19 protein-coding genes are annotated in these 20,429 nt (G+C 45.0%); 12 read left to right on the forward strand and 7 right to left on the reverse strand.

Annotation, left to right across the window (positions count from 1 at the left end; translation table 11 throughout):
- Nucleotides 1-40: 40 nt before the first annotated feature.
- Genes AC20MK_RS09900 through artA form a run of 3 tightly spaced genes read right to left on the reverse strand, consistent with a single transcriptional unit; the run spans nt 41 to nt 2,171 of the window.
- Nucleotides 41-724, reverse strand: coding sequence for an archaetidylserine synthase (locus tag AC20MK_RS09900; RefSeq protein WP_487355647.1), 684 nt, complete (start codon nt 722-724; stop codon nt 41-43).
- Nucleotides 721-1,347 (reverse strand): phosphatidylserine decarboxylase, encoded by a 627-nt coding sequence (locus tag AC20MK_RS09905; RefSeq protein ID WP_487355648.1) that lies wholly within the window; start codon nt 1,345-1,347, stop codon nt 721-723. The genes AC20MK_RS09900 and AC20MK_RS09905 overlap by 4 nt, the downstream gene beginning before the upstream one ends.
- Before the next feature lie 11 nt (nt 1,348-1,358).
- Nucleotides 1,359-2,171 carry an archaeosortase A gene (gene artA / locus AC20MK_RS09910; RefSeq protein ID WP_487355649.1) on the reverse strand — a complete coding sequence of 271 codons (813 nt, stop codon included), beginning with the start codon at nt 2,169-2,171 and terminating at the stop codon, nt 1,359-1,361.
- A gap of 66 nt (nt 2,172-2,237) precedes the next feature.
- Between artA and AC20MK_RS09915 the strand changes: the two genes are divergently transcribed.
- From AC20MK_RS09915 to priL, 4 genes are all read left to right on the forward strand, one after another.
- Nucleotides 2,238-2,657, forward strand: a complete 420-nt coding sequence (locus tag AC20MK_RS09915) for an NUDIX domain-containing protein (RefSeq protein ID WP_487355650.1) — start codon at nt 2,238-2,240, stop codon at nt 2,655-2,657.
- Nucleotides 2,635-2,946 (forward strand): transcription factor S, encoded by a 312-nt coding sequence (locus AC20MK_RS09920; RefSeq protein WP_487355651.1) that lies wholly within the window; start codon nt 2,635-2,637, stop codon nt 2,944-2,946. The genes AC20MK_RS09915 and AC20MK_RS09920 overlap by 23 nt, the downstream gene beginning before the upstream one ends.
- Before the next feature lie 90 nt (nt 2,947-3,036).
- Nucleotides 3,037-3,774, forward strand: coding sequence for a DNA polymerase sliding clamp (locus AC20MK_RS09925; RefSeq protein WP_487355652.1), 738 nt, complete (start codon nt 3,037-3,039; stop codon nt 3,772-3,774).
- Nucleotide 3,775: 1 nt separating this feature from the next.
- Nucleotides 3,776-4,870: a DNA primase regulatory subunit PriL gene (priL, locus tag AC20MK_RS09930; RefSeq protein WP_487355653.1), complete on the forward strand. Its 1,095-nt coding sequence runs from the start codon at nt 3,776-3,778 to the stop codon at nt 4,868-4,870.
- Nucleotides 4,871-4,874: 4 nt separating this feature from the next.
- On the opposite strand, the gene AC20MK_RS09935 is transcribed toward priL, so the two are convergent.
- Nucleotides 4,875-6,194: a cobyrinic acid a,c-diamide synthase CobB gene (locus AC20MK_RS09935; RefSeq protein WP_487355654.1), complete on the reverse strand. Its 1,320-nt coding sequence runs from the start codon at nt 6,192-6,194 to the stop codon at nt 4,875-4,877.
- A 77-nt stretch (nt 6,195-6,271) separates the two neighbouring features.
- Between AC20MK_RS09935 and moaA the strand changes: the two genes are divergently transcribed.
- The 3 genes from moaA (at nt 6,272) to AC20MK_RS09950 (ending at nt 9,411) form a co-directional block, all read left to right on the forward strand.
- A complete protein-coding gene (gene moaA / locus AC20MK_RS09940; RefSeq protein ID WP_487355655.1) occupies nt 6,272-7,234 on the forward strand; it encodes a GTP 3',8-cyclase MoaA in 963 nt (320 codons plus the stop codon).
- A complete protein-coding gene (locus AC20MK_RS09945) occupies nt 7,212-7,361 on the forward strand; it encodes a hypothetical protein (RefSeq protein WP_487355656.1) in 150 nt (49 codons plus the stop codon). The genes moaA and AC20MK_RS09945 overlap by 23 nt, the downstream gene beginning before the upstream one ends.
- A gap of 394 nt (nt 7,362-7,755) precedes the next feature.
- Entirely contained in the window at nt 7,756-9,411 is a 1,656-nt protein-coding gene (locus AC20MK_RS09950) for a SulP family inorganic anion transporter (RefSeq protein ID WP_487355657.1), read from the forward strand.
- A 102-nt stretch (nt 9,412-9,513) separates the two neighbouring features.
- On the opposite strand, the gene surE is transcribed toward AC20MK_RS09950, so the two are convergent.
- Together surE and AC20MK_RS09960 are read right to left on the reverse strand one after the other, a co-directional pair.
- The gene (gene surE, locus AC20MK_RS09955; protein ID WP_487355658.1) at nt 9,514-10,302 is read right to left on the reverse strand and encodes a 5'/3'-nucleotidase SurE; all 789 of its coding nucleotides are present in this window, start codon (nt 10,300-10,302) and stop codon (nt 9,514-9,516) included.
- A 115-nt stretch (nt 10,303-10,417) separates the two neighbouring features.
- Entirely contained in the window at nt 10,418-10,687 is a 270-nt protein-coding gene (locus AC20MK_RS09960) for a hypothetical protein (protein ID WP_487355659.1), read from the reverse strand.
- Between the two features lie 297 nt (nt 10,688-10,984).
- On the opposite strand from AC20MK_RS09960, the gene alaS reads away from it, so the two are divergent.
- The 4 genes from alaS to AC20MK_RS09980 all read left to right on the forward strand — a co-directional run bounded on the left by alaS (nt 10,985) and on the right by AC20MK_RS09980 (nt 18,444).
- Nucleotides 10,985-13,756: an alanine--tRNA ligase gene (gene alaS / locus AC20MK_RS09965; protein ID WP_487355660.1), complete on the forward strand. Its 2,772-nt coding sequence runs from the start codon at nt 10,985-10,987 to the stop codon at nt 13,754-13,756.
- A 292-nt stretch (nt 13,757-14,048) separates the two neighbouring features.
- Nucleotides 14,049-15,119, forward strand: coding sequence for a response regulator transcription factor (locus tag AC20MK_RS09970; protein ID WP_487355661.1), 1,071 nt, complete (start codon nt 14,049-14,051; stop codon nt 15,117-15,119).
- A 136-nt stretch (nt 15,120-15,255) separates the two neighbouring features.
- Nucleotides 15,256-17,853, forward strand: a complete 2,598-nt coding sequence (locus AC20MK_RS09975) for a valine--tRNA ligase (protein ID WP_487355662.1) — start codon at nt 15,256-15,258, stop codon at nt 17,851-17,853.
- Nucleotides 17,854-17,940: 87 nt separating this feature from the next.
- Nucleotides 17,941-18,444, forward strand: coding sequence for a universal stress protein (locus tag AC20MK_RS09980; protein ID WP_487355663.1), 504 nt, complete (start codon nt 17,941-17,943; stop codon nt 18,442-18,444).
- Nucleotides 18,445-18,484: 40 nt separating this feature from the next.
- On the opposite strand, the gene thiD is transcribed toward AC20MK_RS09980, so the two are convergent.
- A complete protein-coding gene (thiD, locus tag AC20MK_RS09985; RefSeq protein ID WP_487355664.1) occupies nt 18,485-19,834 on the reverse strand; it encodes a bifunctional hydroxymethylpyrimidine kinase/phosphomethylpyrimidine kinase in 1,350 nt (449 codons plus the stop codon).
- A 271-nt stretch (nt 19,835-20,105) separates the two neighbouring features.
- Between thiD and AC20MK_RS09990 the strand changes: the two genes are divergently transcribed.
- Entirely contained in the window at nt 20,106-20,324 is a 219-nt protein-coding gene (locus AC20MK_RS09990; RefSeq protein ID WP_250867132.1) for an LSm family protein, read from the forward strand.
- Nucleotides 20,325-20,429 lie beyond the last annotated feature (105 nt).

The following is a 20,429-nucleotide window of genomic DNA, read 5'->3' on the forward strand; positions in this document are numbered from 1 at the left end:
AGGGACCCATCCCTTCACTTTTTTTATTTATTCCACACTATCATTCATCATAATACTGCCGAGGGATCTTCATTATCGGAGATTCAAGGTAGAGAAGTAGCAAAAGGAACATCAGAGTTGCAAAGATGAAAAGATATTCCGGCAGGATGAAATAAGACAATATTGGAAGCATGAAGATGATTGCCATAATGGCCATTGCTTTGGGATGCCGAAGTTTGGGATAAGGATGTTCACTTATCATAAGATACGACAGCAGAAGCATTATCGTAACGATCCCATACAGTATTATGTATTTGTCCCCCATTAACAGGTAAGAGGCAAGAACAGCAGCTGCAGCAGTTATTGGAAGCCCTTCGAAATCAGGGATAGCCTTGTTCTTTGTGTTGAATCTCGCAAGTCTGAGAACACCACAGATAACATAGACACAGGCAACAGCTCCCACAAGATAAGGCTGGAGATGCCCATATATCAAAAAGATGACAATTGCCGGCGCCGTACCAAAAGAGATCGCATCTGCAAGTGAATCAAGATTTTCACCTATGGCACTTGACCCCATTCTGCGGGCCAGAAAGCCATCCGCACCATCGGCAATGGCTGCTAAGAGAATAAAGATAAAAGCCAGGTCAGCTTTTCCGGAAAATGCACTGAAAATTGAAAGCATACCGAACATGGCATTGCCAAGTGTCACAACATCAGGAATCTTAAGGAGTTTTATAAAAGTCATTTCCGTACCTTAAAGTTCTTTTCTTTTGCGATTATCGTTTCGCCTGCATATACACGGTCACCGACATTACAAGTAATATCAAAATCATCCGGAATGGTCACATCGACACGGGAACCAAAACGGATCATCCCTATCTTTTCACCATTGACAAGCTCATCCCCTACATTGACATAGGAAACTATCCTGCGAACCATTACACCGGCTATCTGCGTCACATTCACATCACCGTGGCTGCTCTTTATCACTGTGACAGTGCGTTCGTTCCGCTCGGAATCCTTGTGAAAAGCAGGCAAGTAACCACCTTTTTTGTGAGTTATGCTCTTCACGACACCAGATATAGGTGCACGGTTCACATGCACATTATGGACATTCATGAATACGCAGATCCGTTGCCCACTGACATCAATAACCCTGCCATCGGCTGCCGAGAACATGCAATGGTCACAGATCTTGGTAGTCCTGTCAGGGTCCCGGAAGAACCAGGTGACAAAGACAGTGAGGAAGAGAAAGAGATAGAACAGATACCATACAAGATCAATTCCCGTCACTATCGCTGCGGTCAGGGAAATGACCATTAGGATAACTACAGTAACTACCCATGAAAGAGAATCTTTAGCTAACATTTCCGATTCCCTTACATCTTACGTACGAAAGACCTTAACTGTTCCGTGGTCATTTTCCACAGACCATCTATCAGGTCAAGCAGTTCAGGCAATATTTTCATCACCACATAGGCTATGAGAAAAAGTGCGATCCCTGATCCGAACTTGGCAATAATATGATGAGCAACTTCAAAACTTTCAGGACCGAACCACTGTTCACCATATGCGACTATCACAAAGGTATTTCTGACGAGGTTCAATGTGTAGATCACTGGAACCGACACCATGAAAGCCTGGAAGAGCTTCTTTTTCGGAGCGTTTATGGAGATAATAAGACCCGTGAACAAAGCAATGCTCTCAATGGCAGTACAGGCAAGTATGATATTAACAGCATATCCGTTATAGATCACGCCATTACCACTTGCGATCACATCATGCCCCAGCGCCTGGAGCATCCATACCGTATTACCAGTAACTGTGGAGATTATCCACTGATTGAGCGAAGGTATGTTCGCAAAAGGGAAATAGAAAAGGGAACCAAGAGCAGTTGCACTTGTAGCCATTAGCACAATATTGAGATGACCTTTTTCTTCAGAAACTGAGGAACTACTGTAACCACGGACCATATTCTGTGCCATGAAAAGGCAGAAAAGAGCAATGGCTATAGTAAGTATTACATTGAAATAATCATTTATCGCGATATAATGTAATGGCTGGTAAGCCCAATGTAGTGAAAAGAACACCCACCCTAAACCTCCGATCAGGAACTTTATCCTTTTAGTTGAAGGTAGGATAGCAGATGCCACCATTAATGCGACGGCGATCCAAAGTACGTTTTCTATCATAATAAAGCATCTTTATAACAGGTATCATATATAGTATCTTGCTAAATGCATAAGGTTCTGTAAAAAATGCCAGTCCCAACAACACCCCTATTGACCGTTGATGCCGTAATCATCTTAAATGGTAAGATTGTACTCGTAAAACGGAACAATTATCCGTTCAAAAACGAATTTGCACTACCTGGTGGCTTTGTAGAGGTAGGCGAGACAACTGAAGCTGCGGCAATCAGGGAATCTTTTGAAGAAACCGGATTATCCATCGATATTGTTAAATTGATCGGAGTATATTCGGACCCTTCACGCGATCCTCGTGGACACACTGTGTCCGTATGCTATCTCGCGACAGGTCATGGAAAGCCGGAAGCGAACACTGATGCAACAGATGTAGCTTTGTTCGATCCCGAAAAACTGCCAGAACTGGCTTTCGACCACCGAAAAATGATAGACGATGCAGGAGATGATATTAATGGAATTCTGTCCAAAATGTAAAAGTATGATGCACCCGATCGAAGGGACGCTTAAATGTCGAAAATGTGGATATGAGAAAACGAAGGATGCCGCTCCAGAACTTATGAGCACATCATCAAGAGAGGAAAGAGAGGTCACTGTCCTTGAAGGCGATACCGACATAGGACTGCCCACAACAACCGCAAGATGTGAAGAATGTGGAAACAATACTGCATACTGGTGGCTAAGACAATTAAGGTCCGCCGATGAGTCGGAAACACGATTTTTCAAATGTATCAAATGTGGCTTCACATGGCGTGAGTACGACTAATATATAGGTATGCTGAAAAAAGCAGTGACACATATATATAGGAAATGATATAAGCAAGTTGAAATTGAGATTATTCGGTGGAGAAACAACATGTTCAAGGCGACAATTGATGCATATCTTCTAAAGGATTCGATCGAAACGCTTTCTGTACTCGTGGACGAAGCAAGGTTCAGGATTTCACCAGAAGGAGTTATTGTAAGGGCGGTCGACCCTGCAAACGTTGCGATGGTAAGTTTTGACCTTACCCCAGAGGCATTCGATGACTTTGAAGCAGACGACTGTGAGTTGGGATTGGACCTTTCGAGGATCAATGACATACTGGGAGTTGCAGACAGGGACGATAAGGTCCAGATGGAACTCGATGAGGAATCAAAGAAACTGAAGATCCAGATAGGCGGTTTTTCATACACAGTTTCACTGCTTGACCCATCCACCATACGTGCAGAACCAAGAATCCCACAGCTTGAACTGCCAGCAGAGATAGTCCTTAACGGAAAGGACCTGCAAAAAGCTGTTAAAGCCGCTGAGAAGATCAGTGATCATATGTTACTTGGTGTTGAAGGAGAGTCCTTCTTCATGGAAGCAGAGGGTGACACCGACCGTGTGAAGCTCACCATGACACGTGACCAGCTTATTGACATCAAGCCGTCTGAAGTGCGTTCACTGTTCTCACTTGACTACCTGTCAGACATCATCAAGCCAGCTTCAAAATCCAACGAGATCTCCCTTCATTTAGGCAAGGATTTCCCTATAAAGATCAATTTCGGCATTGCCAACGGAAACGGCAGCGTGGGATATCTGCTGGCACCAAGGATCGAATCAGACTAAAATGGATAACAGACATCTCGCCTTATATCCTTTTGTTTCCGAGGCATCCGAATATGTCGGCAGCCTCGGATTTTCACCGGACAGGCTACTATCCTCACGTGCACTGGAATCAGCACGAATAAGAGGAAAGGAACGTGTGATACAAGCACTTGAAGGTGAGATCGAGAAACCATCCCCCTCCAGTTCAGAAGAAGGAAAGATACTTACTGAACTGTTGTCTTACCCTTTTTCAAGGATACTCGTCTCCTGCATAGATGACCCTTTTTTGACCCGAAAATATGCACTTGCCGAAGCCAAGGCCGCATACCATTTGTTGAAAACACAGCAACCTGAGTTCCTGCAGGACCTTTCCACTGATTTCAAGATCAATGCGGAGATCTACGAGAATCAGGAAACCCATGATATATTATTCGACCTGCATTTTACGGATTATATCAAACTTGCAAGTCCTTTGAAGGACCTTAACTGGAAACTTGTGAACCGGAAGATGAAGAGCGGCTACGTAAAGATAACCAAGGAAGAGCTTGCCCGCCTGCTCCAGGAAGCCATACGCCTGCGGATACAGAACTCACTTCCAGTAACCGTTCCGAAAGAGATATGTGAAGCCTGCATCCCGCATACTGATGTGATAAGTGAAGAACTGGAAAAGAAGAAGACCGAATTCGGAGTAGGAGAGTTCCAGAAGGTAGAAAGTGACCTGTTCCCACCATGCATCACGCAAGCCATCGCAAATGTACGTGCCGGAGTGAACCTTGCTCATTCCATGAGATTTGCAATGACCTCGTTCCTGATAAACATCGGCATGTCCGTTGACGAAGTAGTGGCAATGTTCAACATCTCTCCAGACTTTGATGAGGAAAAGACACGCTACCAGATAGAACACATCGCCGGAACTTCATCAGGTACAACATACAAACCACCATCCTGCAACACCATGAGAACCTACGGTAACTGTTATGCCCCGGACGAGATATGCAAGGGAGTAAAACATCCTTTGGGATATTACAGCAGGAGGACGTGGTTCAAGAACAGGATGCAAAAAGATAACGAAAAAGGGAACGAAGAGAAAAAGGAAGGAGAAACTCCCCCTCATTAATTATTTATCTCTTTTTGTACTGGCGACATTGTTCCACAAAACTGTCCACAGGGAACGAGCCAGGGTGTGCATGCATATAACTCGCAAGGGAATTATGCTCCGTGATACCATCCTTTCCGTTCATGATACCTTTTCCACGGGACATTTCGTAAACAAGCTTTGAATCACTATCGCATTCCGTCAGAGAATAATGGAATTCATGACCTCTGACAGGTCCTTTTATGAACTTGCCTTTTGCGATACCCTCAGTGTATCCAAGTGCCTGAAGCCTTTTTGTCTGCACCGTCTCTGCAGGGAAGAGGTCTGCCATCTTGTAAACAACATCCTCTATCTCATAGGAACTGCACAGATACTGCAACCCTCCACACTCACCATAGATAGGCATACCATCTGCAGAAAGGTCTTTGAGCTTCTTTGTCGTGCTTGACCGCTCAAGTTCTGCGATATGGAGTTCCGGATAACCTCCACCGAAATACAGACCATCCACCTCAGGAAGTTCACCATCCAGAGGACTGAAGAACTCGATGTTCGCACCACATTTCCTGAACATATCGAACATTTCCTCATAGTAGAAACAGAATGCGCTGTCCCTGGCAACGCCTATGCTGACCTCGGACATGTTCCCGACACACCGGTCATCTTCAACCTCAGGCTTAGTGGGTTCACGGGCAAGTGATAGGATAGTATCAATATCGACATTTTCCTCAATGAAGCTGGCAAGCAGGTCCACGTCATAGTCCTGCTCAGATGCCATATGCAGACCAAGATGCCTTGAAGGGACCTTCACGTCATTGTTCCTGGGAACAGTTCCGACTATCGGAATATCCTGAAGGGCATCCCTGATAAGCTTTGCATGGCGTGGACTTCCCACCCTGTTAAGGATAACACCTGCAATCTCAACATCCTTGTCGAATTCGGTAAAGCCTTTCACAATGGCAGCGGCGCTTCTGGACATACCATGTACGTTCACGACAAGTATGACAGGTATCCCCAGTGACTTTGCAACATGTGCCGAGCTGGCGATCTCCGTTGAATCCATACCGTCATAAAGCCCCATAACGCCTTCGATGACAGAGATATCAGCATCCTTATAACTGTTATCCACAGTTCTGCGGACACCATCCACCCCCATCATGAAAGTATCAAGGTTCCTTGAGGACACCCCGCAGATAGCTGCGTGATGTGTGGGGTCTATATAATCCGGACCAACCTTGTAAGGCTGTACTTTCATGTTCCTTTTGGTAAGAGCCGCCATAATTCCCATAGCAACAGTCGTTTTACCGACACCGCTATGCGTTCCTGCAATTAGGACCGATCGTTTCATGGCACTAATTGAGTTGGTTTTATATATATCGATTACCATCTGTTTCACAACTTAAGAATCATTTTGTGTACACGACCATGAATCCACCCAGTGATAATTTGACAGACAGGTTCGGACGTACTGTTACAAGTCTTCGGATCTCAATTACGAACCGCTGCAACCTTGATTGCATATATTGTCACAGCGAAGGCGATGAGGGAAGCAGGAAAGAAATGTCCGCAAAGACAATTTCTGCCATTGTCAGCACTGCGGCAAAGTTCGGCGTTAACAAGGTCAAGTTCTCCGGAGGAGAACCGCTCGTCAGGGAGGATTTCGAGGACATACTTCGACAACTCCCAAAACTTAAGGATGTTTCAGTTACAACGAACGGCGTTTTTCTAAAAGAACGCGCATTCGCTCTGAAAGAGGCTGGACTGGACCGTGTCAATGTCAGTCTTGATACCCTTGATCCTGAAAAGTATGCATACATCACTCATGGAAGCCCGGAAACCCTGCAGAAGGTCCTTGAAGGGATAGATGCTGCCATAAGTGCCGGACTTACACCGGTCAAACTGAACATGGTACTCCTCAAAGGCATCAATGAAGATGAGATCGAGGACATGCTGGAACTTGTCCGAAGTAAAAAAGGCGACCTGATATTACAGATAATACAGGTGATGGATTTCAGGGACGGGGCACAGTACGATCTTGATGCGGACAGCATAGAAAAAAAACTTGAACAGCATGCAGACAATATTACAATGCGTAACATGCACCACCGTAAGAAATACGTCATCGATGGTGCTGAGGTCGAGTTCGTAAGACCTGTCGAGAATACGGAGTTCTGCGCCAACTGCAACAGGCTCAGAATAACCGCAGACGGTAAGCTCAAACCTTGCCTGCTGGTCAACAACAACCTCATCGACGTCTCAGAAGCAGAACCTGAGGAACTGCCGGAACTATTACGCAGGTCCATCGATCGCAGAGTTCCGTTCTACAGGGACATGAAGGATAAAACGATAATAGGAGAAAAGAAAAATGGAAGTAGAACTTACAGTTGATGGAAAGAACATAGAGATCAACCATTTCGTTACAGAGATACTCGCAGCAATGACCGGCTCTTCTGTGGAGACATTGCATGGTGTTGAAGAGGACTGGAAAGAAATGACGATCCGAGTTAAGAGATAAGAGAGACAAGACGGCTACGCAGAGCAAAATAGAACGGACAGCATCACTGCAATTCAATATATTTGTCCAACATATGTTCATTCATTTACTTAACACATCCAGATTGTTCTCCCATTAACTCAAATTACTCCACTGTTTTTGACACTTTTAACATGGCCTCGAGTGGAACAACTATTTTATTCTGATATTTAACCAATTTGATCCAGTCATAACAGAAGTTATCTGTGCTTCAGTTCGGACATAAATTATTTTCCCAAAATATCGTCAAGCGTTAGGATAAATCCAAAAACTATATACTGGAGTACCCTGTTTACGGTATCACCCATACACATTATTTAAAAATTATATATTTATAGATAAATAATCCAGACTAAAATAACACAGACTTGATCTAATGATAACAGAACAGAAAGTTAAGAAATATTTTGAAGAATCGTTTTTGAGCGACCTGAAAGCAGGCATTATAACTGCAGTTGTGGCACTTCCACTTGCCATCGCTTTTGCGATAGCTTCCGGAGTTGAGCCAGTAATGGGGCTTTACACTGCCATTATTGCAGGAATGCTTATATCCACTTTTGGCGGTTCGCGTTATTCAATATCCGGACCAACAGGGGCCATGACAGTTATTGTCCTTTCAACGGTCAATGTCCATGGTGTTGAAGGATTATTGTTAGCAGGGTTCTTGGCAGGTCTTTTCCAGATACTCTTCGGCATATTCAGATTGGGCAAAGTTGTAAAATACATCCCATTGCCAGTAATATCCGGATTTACAAGCGGTATCGGCATAATAATATTGATAGGACAGCTGTCCAATGTGTTCGGACTGGCATTACCTGCACGTGAACGTGTATGGGAAACTGTTTATGATGTTTTTATAGGCATTGACATGATGAATATTTTGGCATTGAGCATGTTCGCAGGCACCATAGCACTCATGTTACTGCTGCCAAAGGCATTGTCCAACATAAAATATCTGAAGAACATTCCTGCCTCCATCATAACCTTGGTACTTTCAGTTATCCTCACATATCGCTTCGATCTTGACATACCTATCGTAGGAGAGATCCCAAGTACGATACCCCAGGTCCACATGCTGGACATCAACATCGGACTTATGTATGCAGTCCTTCCGGCAGCATTTACCATAGCTCTTCTAGGGACCATAGAGTCCCTTCTTTGTGCTGTGGTCTGTGATGCGATGACGAACACCAAGCACAACAGCAACAAAGAACTGATAGGGCAGGGAATTGCAAACGTCATCCTTCCGTTCTTTGCAGGCATTCCCGCAACAGCGGCGATCGCAAGAAGTGCAGTCAATATAAGAGAAGGTGCCAAGACCCGCATGTCAGGGGTCATTCATGCCCTTGTGCTGCTTGGGATATTGATATTCTTCGGACCCATCGCACAGTATATCCCAAAAGCATATCTTGCAGGCATCCTAGTACTTGTCTCGATCAAAATGGTCAATGTAGATGAGATCAGGACCACGATGAACATCAGCAAGATGGATACATTCGTCCTGTTGACGACACTTGCATTGACCGTCCTTACTGACCTTGTATTTGCCATCCAGGCAGGCATGTTCCTTTCGATAATACTGCTGTTCATACGCCTGACCAACATAATCGATGTCCAGTCAATGGAGAACTACGACCCTTCCGAAGGAATAAATGCCACCATACTTGCAGACCCTTATCTAAAGGACAATGTATCGGTTTATACGATAAATGGCCCATTCTTCTTTGGTGCAATGGCAGTATTCGAGAACAAGGTCGATGAACACATACACATGAGCAAGCCCCACATGATCCTAAGGATGCGTTATGTTCCTTTTATCGATACCACAGGCATAGAAAGGTTGAAAAGCTTCATCAGTACCAGAAAAGGAACAGGTAGCAAGGTATATTTGACAACCGTGCAGCCGGAAGTAATGAGATCGATCAACTCTGACGTTGTCCTGAACAAGTTGATACAGGAAAAGGATGTCATAATCTTCAAAAGCACGCAGGAAGCCCTTGGATATTTACAGAAAAGGGATGGAAATAGATGAACCCACCCCATCCCTGCATCAAGATAGATAGCAATGGATCAGAGAGGGCATCTCTGTTGAATTGAGTATTCAGACGTATATATCGAACATCTGAACATGAGATCATACCAGAGGTTCAATTTCTGAAAAGTTGATGGGAGATGTTGCATCCAGTGATATAGGGGTCACTGAGATGTGACCTTTTTCTATGGCATGCACATCAGTGCCCTCTTCGGCCGTGTGGATGAGATCGCCTGCTATCCAGTAATATGGCCTTCCCCTAGGATCATGGCGTTCCTCCACATCAGTCTTGAAGAACTTGCGAGCAAGCCTTGTTATTTCAACCTCAGAGTCCTCTTCTACAAAATGAGGTATGTTGATGTTCAAAAGATCTACATTCTCAGGCAGACCATTTTTAAGGACCTTTTTTGCAACATTGTTCACGAATTTGACACCAACATCGAAGTCATGCTGGAAGTCCCGGAGGTCATCGAACTTCAATCCCTCTTCGGTCACCTGCAAGGATGCGGCAATGGCAGGGACACCATAACTTGCACCTTCCAGTGCAGCTCCGATTGTCCCCGAGGTAGTAATGGTATCTGTGCTGATGTTCTCACCTATATTGAAGCCAGAAAGGATCAGGTCGGGCAATCCTTTCATGATCGTAAAGATGCCCAGAATAACAGAATCAGTAGGAGTACCACCTATCGCATGTACTTCAATACCGTCAATGTTCGTACGGGTTATGCGCAGGGGTTCGAATATTGATATGGAACGACCCACACCACTTTGCTGCTGAGCTGGTGCTGAAACGGTAACATCACCGAGGTCGGAAACACTACGATAAGCTGCTCTGATACCGGCAGCATACACACCATCATCATTGGTAAGAAGGATTCGTTTTGACATCATACATTCTTTGTTCTTTGGAGTATTATAGTTAATGGAACAAGAATAGAAAAGAGAAGGAGTATGAATTTAAAAGGAACAGGAAAAGAATTGCTGCAAGCAAATACATATTAGATGCTTAGCGTGGCAGATTCATTTCTGGTCTGATCCTATTGTAATTTGTATTGAAAGGATTGTCAAGGGAGCCAACGAACTGCCCGCCATTTATCTCCAGCTCATTTTCATTGATACCTCCAGGTACCTCAGGATCATCAATGATAGGGTCACAGATATAGACCTGAAGATCACCGGCAGCATCCATAAAGACAGATGGACGAACACCAGTATTGTTGTATTCTTCTACTACGCCTCTGAAAACCAATGACATGTATTTTACTGCTTGCATCATGAACACATCCTCATACTAAATTAACAAAGCTTACGAACATGCATATAATAGGTATGTCTACCGAGTGAGGCATATTGCAGAGTTTCGTGAACACATGTGGACATGGAAACGGGAAGAAATAATGAACATCGCGATCATGCGCCATTGATAAGAAATGTACAAATATAAAGTTTTGAAGACGAACCGCTAAAATGAGAAATGTATTTAAACCATTGAAGGATACGGATAGAACACGTTTTACCAGTTATTTAATTTATACATTATGATCATAGAATAACAACTACAGATGGAATCATTATGCTTGAAGATGAATATCAAATCGATTTTTTCTCTAATAACGGTTTTGTTAGAAAACAGTGCCAAAAGTGTGGTAGCTTCTTTTGGACACGAGACATGGAAAGGCCTACATGCGGAGATGCACCATGCGATCCTTATTCATTTATTGGGAATCCCGTATTTAAAAAGGAGTACGAACTCCCAGATATGAGGGAATTTTACCTGAACTTTTTTGAAGAGCAGGACCACACACGAATAGAAAGATACCCGGTCATTGCCAGATGGAGAGATGATATCTACCTGACAATTGCGTCAATTGCTGATTTCCAGCCATTCGTCACATCAGGCCAAGTCCCACCGCCAGCAAACCCACTAACGATCTCCCAGCCATGCATAAGGCTTTCAGACCTTGATGCGGTGGGAAGAAGTGGAAGACACCTCACCACTTTCGAGATGATGGCACACCATGCCTTCAATACGAAGAACGAGGAAATATACTGGAAAGAGCATACCCTTGAGCTTTGTGACGGACTTCTTAATGCCCTTGGTGCAGACCCAATGGCAGTCACATATAAGGAGGAGCCATGGGCAGGCGGAGGAAATGCAGGAGCATGTGTTGAAGTTCTCATTGGAGGACTTGAGGTTGCAACCCTTGTTTTCATGAACCTCAAGAAGGATAAGAACGGAGACATCGACATCAAAGGTGACATGTATTCCAAGATGGACAATTACATCGTGGACACCGGATACGGACTGGAAAGGTTGGTCTGGGCATCAAAGGGTTCACCTACCATTTATGATGCCATTTTCCCCAGTATTGTGAACGAACTGATGGGACTTGCAGGTATCGAACACAAACTGGAGGACAATGAATATTCACTCATCCTCTCACAGAATGCACGCCTTGCAGGACTTATGGACGTAAGTGAGAAGGCAAACCTGTTGGAATTGAGAAAACAGGTCGCTGCAAGCATTGGCATCACTGCGGACAAGCTCAGCTCCATCATGGAGCCTGTGGAGAGTGTCTATGCCATAACTGACCATACAAGATGTCTGACTTTCATGATCGGTGACGGTATCATACCATCTAATGTGAAAGCCGGATATCTGGCAAGACTTGTCATACGCAGAACCCTCAGGATGATGAAGGACCTCGGTATAAAGATCCCTATTTCCGAGATAATACAGATGCACATCAACAACCTGCCAGAATATCCGGAATTCCAGGAGAGGTTCGATGTGATCAAGGATATCCTGGAACATGAGGAACGTAAGTTTGCGGAAACTCTCGAACGTGGAAGAAGAATGATGGAGAAATCCGCCAGACATTACAAAGAGAGCGGCGAGAAAATGCCACTGGAAACCATCATCGACATGTATGATAGTCACGGCATACCACCAGAGATCTCAAAAGCAGTGGCATCTGATGCAGGTGTCGAGGTAGACCTGCCAGACAATTTCTATTCCCTTGTTGCAGACAAACACAGCCAGTCCGAGGAAAAGGAAGAGAAAGTAGTTCCTTTCGCAGACAGGCTCTCAAGGTTGCCCAAGACAAAGAGACTGTTCTATGATGAACCCAACAGGATGGATTTCGATGCAGTGGTCCTTGATGTGTTCGACAACCACATCGTCCTTGACAACACACTCATGTATCCTGAAGGCGGAGGACAGCCAGCAGACCACGGAAGCCTTACGGTCGAAGATGTTGTACTGAAAGTTATTGACACCCAGATGTATGATGGCGTAGTCGTACACACCATAAAGGAGATAGAGGACGAGCTGCACATACGAAAAGGCGATATGGTTGTCGGCAGAGTCAATGAAAAGCGCCGTATGGCACATGCAAGACATCACACTGCGACCCATATAATCAATGATGCTGCAAGAGAAGTTCTCGGCAGCCATATCTGGCAGACAGGTGCACAGAAGTTCGCAGACCGTGCACGTCTTGACATTTCACACTACAAACGGATCACCCAGGAAGAGGCCAACCAGATAGAACTTATTGCAAACCGCACGGTCATGAAGAACAAGCGGGTCATAAGCGACTGGATGGACAGGACAGAGGCCGAGCAGAAATACGGGTTCCGCCTGTATCAGGGAGGAGTGCCCCCAGGAAAGATGATACGCGTGCTTCAGGTCGGAAACGATATAGAGGCATGTGCAGGTACGCACTGCACCAACACCGGCCTGGTAGGACCGATAAAGATACTGAAGACAGAGCGCATACAGGATGGTGTCGAACGTCTGGAATACGCAGCTGGAGAAGCAGCAATTGTTGCCATGCAGGACCTTGAATCCCTTGTACGCAATTCATCTGAAACGTTGCGAGTATCAGCAGAACAGCTTCCTTCGACGATCGAGAGATTCTTCGAGGAATGGAAGGAACTTAAGAAAGAGAACAACAAGCTCAAGGAAGAACTTGCACACTCAAGGGTCAGCCAGCTTGTCAATGATGCTGAAGATGTGAACGGAATTCGCATCATAACAAAGGTAATTCCTCATGCTGACAGCGAAGGCCTTACGAAGACAGCAGGAGAGCTTACGCAGGAAAATGATGTTGTTGCGATCCTTATTAGTGAGATGGATGGCGTGAAGATCGTTGCAGCTGCCGGAGAGGATGCTGTGAAAAAGGGTGCAAATGTTGGTGCTATCGTCAAGGAGATGTCAACGATGGTCGGCGGTGGCGGCGGAGGCCGTCCTAACATGGCACGCGGCGGAGGAACTGATCCTTCAGGCATGGACAATGCATTGTCACGCAGTGTCGAGCTTTTGAAAGAACAGCTCAGTTAAGGATAATGATAAGATACAGAGGTGCCTTTTTGGCACTTGAACCCAAACGCCCACAGGTCAGTGTTCCTGACCTGAAGGCATCTTTTTTACTTTAATACAGTTTTAATGCAAATGCATTCTTTACTCTTTGAACCATGTGCCGCAAATATATCATTCACAAATGCCATATTGACACAATAGAATATGTGTTGTCATCTGAAAGTGTATATTCACATCTGAAAAGATAGGTTTTTTTGAAAAGATTAATATTACAAAAAAACAATAATGACCTAAGTAATTGGATGAGGGTAAGATGTCTGCAGAAGAAACAACTAAGATCATAGAAACACTTTGTGAAGAACTGGCATCGAAGAACACACTGATGCTGGCACCTTTGAATGTGTTTAGCGAGAGAATGATCTATTTCTACACATATTCTGCGCTGAAATGCAATCCTGAAAAGAACATTGTGTGGTTATGCCTGAAGACCTCAAGGAAACATGTGCTCGAAAAGTTCGAAGAGTACGGGTTCAATATCAGTGATCAACTCGAGAGAATGTGGTTCATTGACATCGAAGGACCAGGCAAGAACGACCCGAATACCTTCTATTGCGGTTCTGCAACCGATTACATAAAGATCGGGTCACACGCATCAAGGATATTTGATAATAAACCAGGCTCTATAATGGTCCTTGATGACCTTACAGTACTGTCAAAGGATAACCTACAGGTAGTTGAGAACTTTATCAAGTTCCTCGAGAGAAAAGTCCGTGATAGCCAGGGAAGCATTATTTCAATGCTTGGCAAAGGCATACTTCCGCCAGAGACAGAAGGACTCATGCGTTCGTTCTTCGATATTATAATAGACATTACGGAGAAAGGGAACTTCCACACCGATATTGGAATGAAGAGCCTTGATGTTCATTACACCATCGTTGACGGGAAGATCGATCTCGAATATACCCAGAAGAAGATAGATAAAGAAAGGCTCAAGATACTTGTAGTGGATGATGAGCCGGACATCCCGGAACTTATCAGGCTTTCACTTGCAACTGAACCTTACGATTTCATTGTGGCATACAATGGAGAGGATGCTGTCAAGAAATCCATTGAGGAGCTTCCAGACCTTATACTATTGGACATCATGATGCCGGACATGGACGGATATGAGGTTGTGGAAAGGTTGAAAGAAGACCCGTATGCAAGGGATATTGCAGTCATAATGGTATCTGCAAAGACCGAGATAGAGGACAAACTCAAGGGAATGGAACTTGGGATCGATGATTATATCTCCAAACCATTTGACAAGAGGGAGATCAACGCCCGCATCAAGATGGTCATGAAAAGATTTGGCTGGGAACCGGAACTGGCTGAACAAAAATAATTATCTTTTCAACTTTTTTGGAACAAGCAATGATAATGTGCAATATTTGAGTTCCAACCAGATATTTTAAATATTCTAAAACCTCTCAATCTATCAAAATACATAGATACTTTTCAATAATAATTGGAGTGTTTTAATGACAATTCCTAAAGAATACGATTCTCACGAAATAGAAGAAAAATGGCAAAACGACTGGAATATGTCAATGTATCATTTCGACTGGAAAGACGAAAGTCGTCCCCAGTATATCATTGATACCCCACCCCCATACCCTACTGGAAATTTCCACATAGGGAACTCCCTTAACTGGTGCTATATTGATTTTGTTGCCCGATACAAGAGGATGCAGGGCTTTAATGTTATGTTCCCGCAGGGCTGGGACTGCCACGGCCTCCCTACAGAAGTAAAGGTAGAGGAAACCCACGGCATTACAAAGAATCAGGTGCCTCGCACAGAATTCAGACAAATGTGTGAAGAACTTACCGTAGGCAACATCGACAAGATGAGAAAGACAATGCACCGCCTTGGTTTCTCAACCGACTGGAGCAATGAGTTCGTCACAATGGAACCTGAGTACTATGTCAAGACACAGACATCCTTTGTCAAGATGAAGGACATGGACCGTGTGTACCAGTCAGAGCACCCTGTGAACTGGTGTCCAAGATGTGAAACAGCTATTGCTTTTGCAGAGGTCGAATACGATTCAAGGGATACGAAACTTAACTTCCTGCACTTCGACAAGCTGGAGATAGCCACAACAAGACCGGAACTGCTTGCGGCATGTGTTGCCATTGCCATCAATCCGGAAGATGAGCGTTATAAGCAATACATCGGACAGACAATGAAAGTGCCACTGTTCGGTCATGATGTAGAGGTCATTGCTGACAAGGACGTTGACCCAACATTCGGAACAGGTGCGGTCATGATCTGTACCTTTGGTGATAAACAGGATGTCAGATGGTGGTTAGAGCACAACCTTCCGCTAAGGAAGGGCATTGACAAGAGCGGCATCATCACCGACATAGCCGGAAAGTATGCAGGAATGACAATACCTGAATGTAAAGCAGCTATTATCGAAGACCTCAAGAGCGAAGGATATCTCTACGAGCAGAATACGCTCGAGCAGAATGTCGGAATGTGCTGGAGATGCAAAACACCTATTGAGATCCTGTCCGAGAGGCAGTGGTTCGTGAAGATCGACAATGATGAGATACTTAGGACGGCAGACGAGATCGAATGGCTGCCTGAATACATGAAGGTAAGACTTCAGAACTGGACCAACACCATGGAATGGGACTGGTGTATCTCACGTCAGAGGATCTTCGCAACTCCAATACCTGTCTGGTATTGTAAGAAGTGTGGCGAGGTCATGGTCGCTGAAGAGGAATGGCTCCCTATCGACCCTACACAGCAGCAGCCACCTGTGGCATGTAATTGTGGCAGTGAGGATTTCGAACCGGAAGAGGATGTCCTTGATACATGGATGGATTCGTCCATAACTGCATTGCACGTTGCAGGATGGCTCAGCGACAAGGAGATGAGGAACCCAACACAGTTGCGTCCACAGGGACACGACATCATTCGTACTTGGTCTTTCTACAGCATCCTCCGTTCAATGGCACTTACTGGCGAGAAGCCCTGGGAGTCAATACTCGTCAACGGAATGGTTCTCGGAGAGGACGGCCACAAGATGAGCAAATCCCTCGGTAATGTCATCTCACCTGAAGAGGTCATCAAGGACCATAGTGCAGATGCATTCAGGCAGTGGGCAGCAGTAGGTGGCTCCACAGGCTCCGACGTGATGTTCAGATGGAAAGATGTGGTATCAGCATCCCGGTTCTTTACTAAGATGTGGAGTATCTACAGGTTCTCCATGTCACATATCGAAGACGAGCTTGCAGAGATCACATCAGTCAAACCGGAGAAACTCAATGTCATAGACAGATGGCTTTTGAGCAATCTTAACAGGCTCATCAGTTCGGTCACCGCAAGTCTTGATGCATACCAGTTCGACGAGGCATACAAATCCATAAGGGGATTCGCATGGGAGACCCTTGCAGATAACTATATAGAGCTTGTGAAGACCAGGCTGTATGGTGAGGACAAGGAAGCACGCAGGGCAGCACAGTACACACTGTATGTTGCCATTGATGGACTCTCCCGCATGCTTGCACCATTTGCTCCGTTCTTTGCAGAGGAGATGTACTCAAGGATAGGAGAGGGAAGCATACACGTTCAGGAATGGCCAGCTGTTGATGAGATGCTCATCGATGAGGCTATCGAGAAGGACGGAGAGCTTATCAAGGACCTTGCAGGCAGTATCAGAAGATACAAATCCGAATCCGGCATGGCACTCAACGCACCCCTTGAAAAGATCGAGGTATATGCATCCCTTGGAGATGCTTCAGACCTGACAGGTGTCACGAACTCGACCGTTGAGGTAATTAGCGGTGAACCGGACTTTGAGCATGTGCCTGTGAACGTTAAGCCGAACATGGCTATCATAGGCCCGAAGTTCAGGAAACAGGCAGGAGCCATAATCAAGACCCTGACGTCCATGGACCCTGTGGAAGTTGCAGATATCATCTCAAAAGGGAACATCAACATCAATGTGGATGGTGAGGATATCGAGCTTGAACCGGAAAGTGTGGCCATTGAGAAAGAGGTCATCTCTGAAGGAAGGGCTGTTGATGTCCTTGATGTCAATGGAACTGTCGTAGTGATAGTTCGCTGACCAAAACAGTTATTTTCTGCCCCGCGATAGTTTTCTATAACTATTCGCGGGGGTATTTTTACGAATTGTAAAGAATATAGAACTATTTTGATAGCTACCGACGGGTCTGTAAATGCAGAGAAGGCCGTGATGTCGGGATTGAAGATCGCATCATCATGCGGAGCCAGTGTTCTTGCGCTGTACGTCATGGAGATGGATTCTGTGGGGATAACTCCTGAAGCAGCACACAGTGACTATCTCGCTTCAATGGAAGTCGCTGCCACCGAACACATGACAAGTGAGCAGTGGAGGGAATTTGCCCGTATCGCAGATGAGAAATGGAGAACTGAAAGGCACAAACATCTTATGGAGAAGGGAGAGAGGATCACCGCCTATGTAAAGGACATGGGGAAGTCCCTCAACATAGATGTGAAGACAATGATAGAGGAAGGGCATCCGGCAGCTACGATATTGAGCACGGCCAAGAAGGAGAATGTGGACATGGTAGTTATCGGCACGCTTGGAATGACCGCAGACGGCACGTTCAAACTTGGTAGTGTCGCTGATAAAGTCATCAGGAACTCACCGGTGGAAGTACTGGCGGTCAGATAAAAAGAGAAGAAAAAATTATGATAGCAGGCTTGATCTTAAATTATGCCTGCTCTTTTGTAAGACGTTCTGCGATCTCCAGAGCAATACCTGCCACTTCCACTGCATCCCTTCCCAGTACGCGTACCATTGGTTCTTTACCCATACCCCCTTCATCATAGATGATGGCAGGTACACGACCATACGAGTCGATGGCATAGGTCACACCCCAATCCATTGTGTGCGTGTCCACAGGTTCCTCCTGACGGCTGAAAGATGATATGGTAAGCCCCATGTCCTCACAGATGGCAAGCATGTTCTTAGAATAGTAGATATTCACTGCTGCACGCATAGTGGGATCGAACTCCATCGTCGCCAGTACGATACGTGCCACATGACTGCTTGCACCCATGCTGACACATCCTACCACCTTGGGTTTGCCCTGAAGCTTCACGATCCTTCCGTTCACTGCAGCCACATCCTTCACTTCCCTGGCATGAGGTATTGCCATGGCGATATTACAACCGACCTCTGCAACAAGACTGGCAAAATTAGCATCATTTTCCAGCATACTGACAGCCTCCATGGTGTTCCTCAACACGTTCTCTTTTGCTGCCATTGTATGGAGATATCCCATCTGGTTCACAGGAGCCACGCCTTTGCCTATGTTCTTGCTCAAAAGGATACCATATTCAACGAACTCCTTGGCACCAATTGCGGCATCCTGCAGAGAATAGCCCCTTGCAAGATAGGCGGTCAGCGCTGAGGAATAAGTGCAGCCTGAACCATGGGTCCCGCCTTCGATCAACTTGCCAGGAACCTCAGTGAAATCATCGGTCACTGAATCGTAGACAAGGTCCACTCCATCGGAATGACCGCCAGTGATGATGACTGCCTTCAAGCCAAGGGAGGCTATAGCTTTTGCAGCATCCATGGCCTCTTCACGGGTAGTGATGGACATGCCTGAAAGGACCTCTGCCTCACCTATGTTGGGAGTTACAGCATAGCTTACGGGCAAGAGTTCATCTTTAAGGATGGATATAGCATCCTGCTCGAGAAGATCTCCGCCTGCCTCTGCGGCCATTACAGGATCTACGACAACTTTAAGGTCATACTTTTTCACACTATCTGCAACTACCCTGACAATATCGGCAGATGAAAGCATACCGGTCTTTGCCCACCTGACGTCCATATCAGTACATACGGCATCCACCTGAGCGGATACCACGGCTGGAGGTAGCTCATAAGCACTCTGAACGCCTGTGGTGTTCTGTGAGGTCACTGAGGTAATAGCACATGCTCCGTGCACATACAGGGAAGAAAGGGTCTTGATATCAGCTTCAATACCTGCACCGCCACCGGAGTCTGAACCGGCGATGGTCAATACAACGGGAATGGCATCCATCCCATTCATTTTTAAGCCTTCTCTTATCATAAGGTCTAGGATTGAACTTTTTGGATAAAAAACAAGTGGTTATTTAGAAGGCAATTAGCACTTCAATGAGGAGGAATGATATATGACCTAAACTATAATAGGTTTGAAATGATATTGCGCATTTCGATAGGTTTATATATTGTATTTACAACATTGGAGCTTCAAGTTAAGAACTAAACGCTTATCAAGTTCAAATACAACATAAGGAACTATAAATTATAATTTCATTACCACAATTGGGGCAATAGATATGGGAAACAGACCTCTGGATATATTGAATGATTCATTGAACACATCAGTGATTGTAAGATTGAAGGGCGCAAGAGAATTTAGAGGCGTACTTCAGGGATATGATGTCCACATGAACCTTGTTCTGGACGAAGCAGAAGAATTAAAGGACGGAGAGATCGTTCGCAAGATAGGTGGAGTTGTTATCAGAGGAGATAACGTAGTCTACGTGTCTCCGTAACCTATATGAACAATAGATGCGTCAGGAGAAATCCAACGTTATAATTATTACAATTTACCAGCAGTAGAGATATGCTGCAAAATACATATTATACAATACAAAAGG

The sequence above is a fragment of the Methanococcoides sp. DA23 genome (genome assembly GCF_057593895.1).

What these genes read in the sequence shown, in the direction of transcription:
- AC20MK_RS09975 (WP_487355662.1), top strand. Translation starts at nt 15,256, where the DNA reads ATGACAATTCCTAAAGAATACGATTCTCACGAAATAGAAGAAAAATGG.
- AC20MK_RS09970 (WP_487355661.1), top strand. Translation starts at nt 14,049, where the DNA reads ATGTCTGCAGAAGAAACAACTAAGATCATAGAAACACTTTGTGAAGAA.
- AC20MK_RS09920 (WP_487355651.1), top strand. Translation starts at nt 2,635, where the DNA reads ATGGAATTCTGTCCAAAATGTAAAAGTATGATGCACCCGATCGAAGGG.
- artA (WP_487355649.1), bottom strand. Translation starts at nt 2,171, where the DNA reads ATGATAGAAAACGTACTTTGGATCGCCGTCGCATTAATGGTGGCATCT.
- priL (WP_487355653.1), top strand. Translation starts at nt 3,776, where the DNA reads ATGGATAACAGACATCTCGCCTTATATCCTTTTGTTTCCGAGGCATCC.
- AC20MK_RS09915 (WP_487355650.1), top strand. Translation starts at nt 2,238, where the DNA reads ATGCCAGTCCCAACAACACCCCTATTGACCGTTGATGCCGTAATCATC.
- thiD (WP_487355664.1), bottom strand. Translation starts at nt 19,834, where the DNA reads ATGAATGGGATGGATGCCATTCCCGTTGTATTGACCATCGCCGGTTCA.
- AC20MK_RS09990 (WP_250867132.1), top strand. Translation starts at nt 20,106, where the DNA reads ATGGGAAACAGACCTCTGGATATATTGAATGATTCATTGAACACATCA.
- AC20MK_RS09925 (WP_487355652.1), top strand. Translation starts at nt 3,037, where the DNA reads ATGTTCAAGGCGACAATTGATGCATATCTTCTAAAGGATTCGATCGAA.
- AC20MK_RS09960 (WP_487355659.1), bottom strand. Translation starts at nt 10,687, where the DNA reads ATGATGCAAGCAGTAAAATACATGTCATTGGTTTTCAGAGGCGTAGTA.
- surE (WP_487355658.1), bottom strand. Translation starts at nt 10,302, where the DNA reads ATGATGTCAAAACGAATCCTTCTTACCAATGATGATGGTGTGTATGCT.
- moaA (WP_487355655.1), top strand. Translation starts at nt 6,272, where the DNA reads ATGAATCCACCCAGTGATAATTTGACAGACAGGTTCGGACGTACTGTT.
- AC20MK_RS09900 (WP_487355647.1), bottom strand. Translation starts at nt 724, where the DNA reads ATGACTTTTATAAAACTCCTTAAGATTCCTGATGTTGTGACACTTGGC.
- alaS (WP_487355660.1), top strand. Translation starts at nt 10,985, where the DNA reads ATGCTTGAAGATGAATATCAAATCGATTTTTTCTCTAATAACGGTTTT.
- AC20MK_RS09945 (WP_487355656.1), top strand. Translation starts at nt 7,212, where the DNA reads ATGGAAGTAGAACTTACAGTTGATGGAAAGAACATAGAGATCAACCAT.
- AC20MK_RS09905 (WP_487355648.1), bottom strand. Translation starts at nt 1,347, where the DNA reads ATGTTAGCTAAAGATTCTCTTTCATGGGTAGTTACTGTAGTTATCCTA.
- AC20MK_RS09950 (WP_487355657.1), top strand. Translation starts at nt 7,756, where the DNA reads ATGATAACAGAACAGAAAGTTAAGAAATATTTTGAAGAATCGTTTTTG.
- AC20MK_RS09935 (WP_487355654.1), bottom strand. Translation starts at nt 6,194, where the DNA reads ATGAAACGATCGGTCCTAATTGCAGGAACGCATAGCGGTGTCGGTAAA.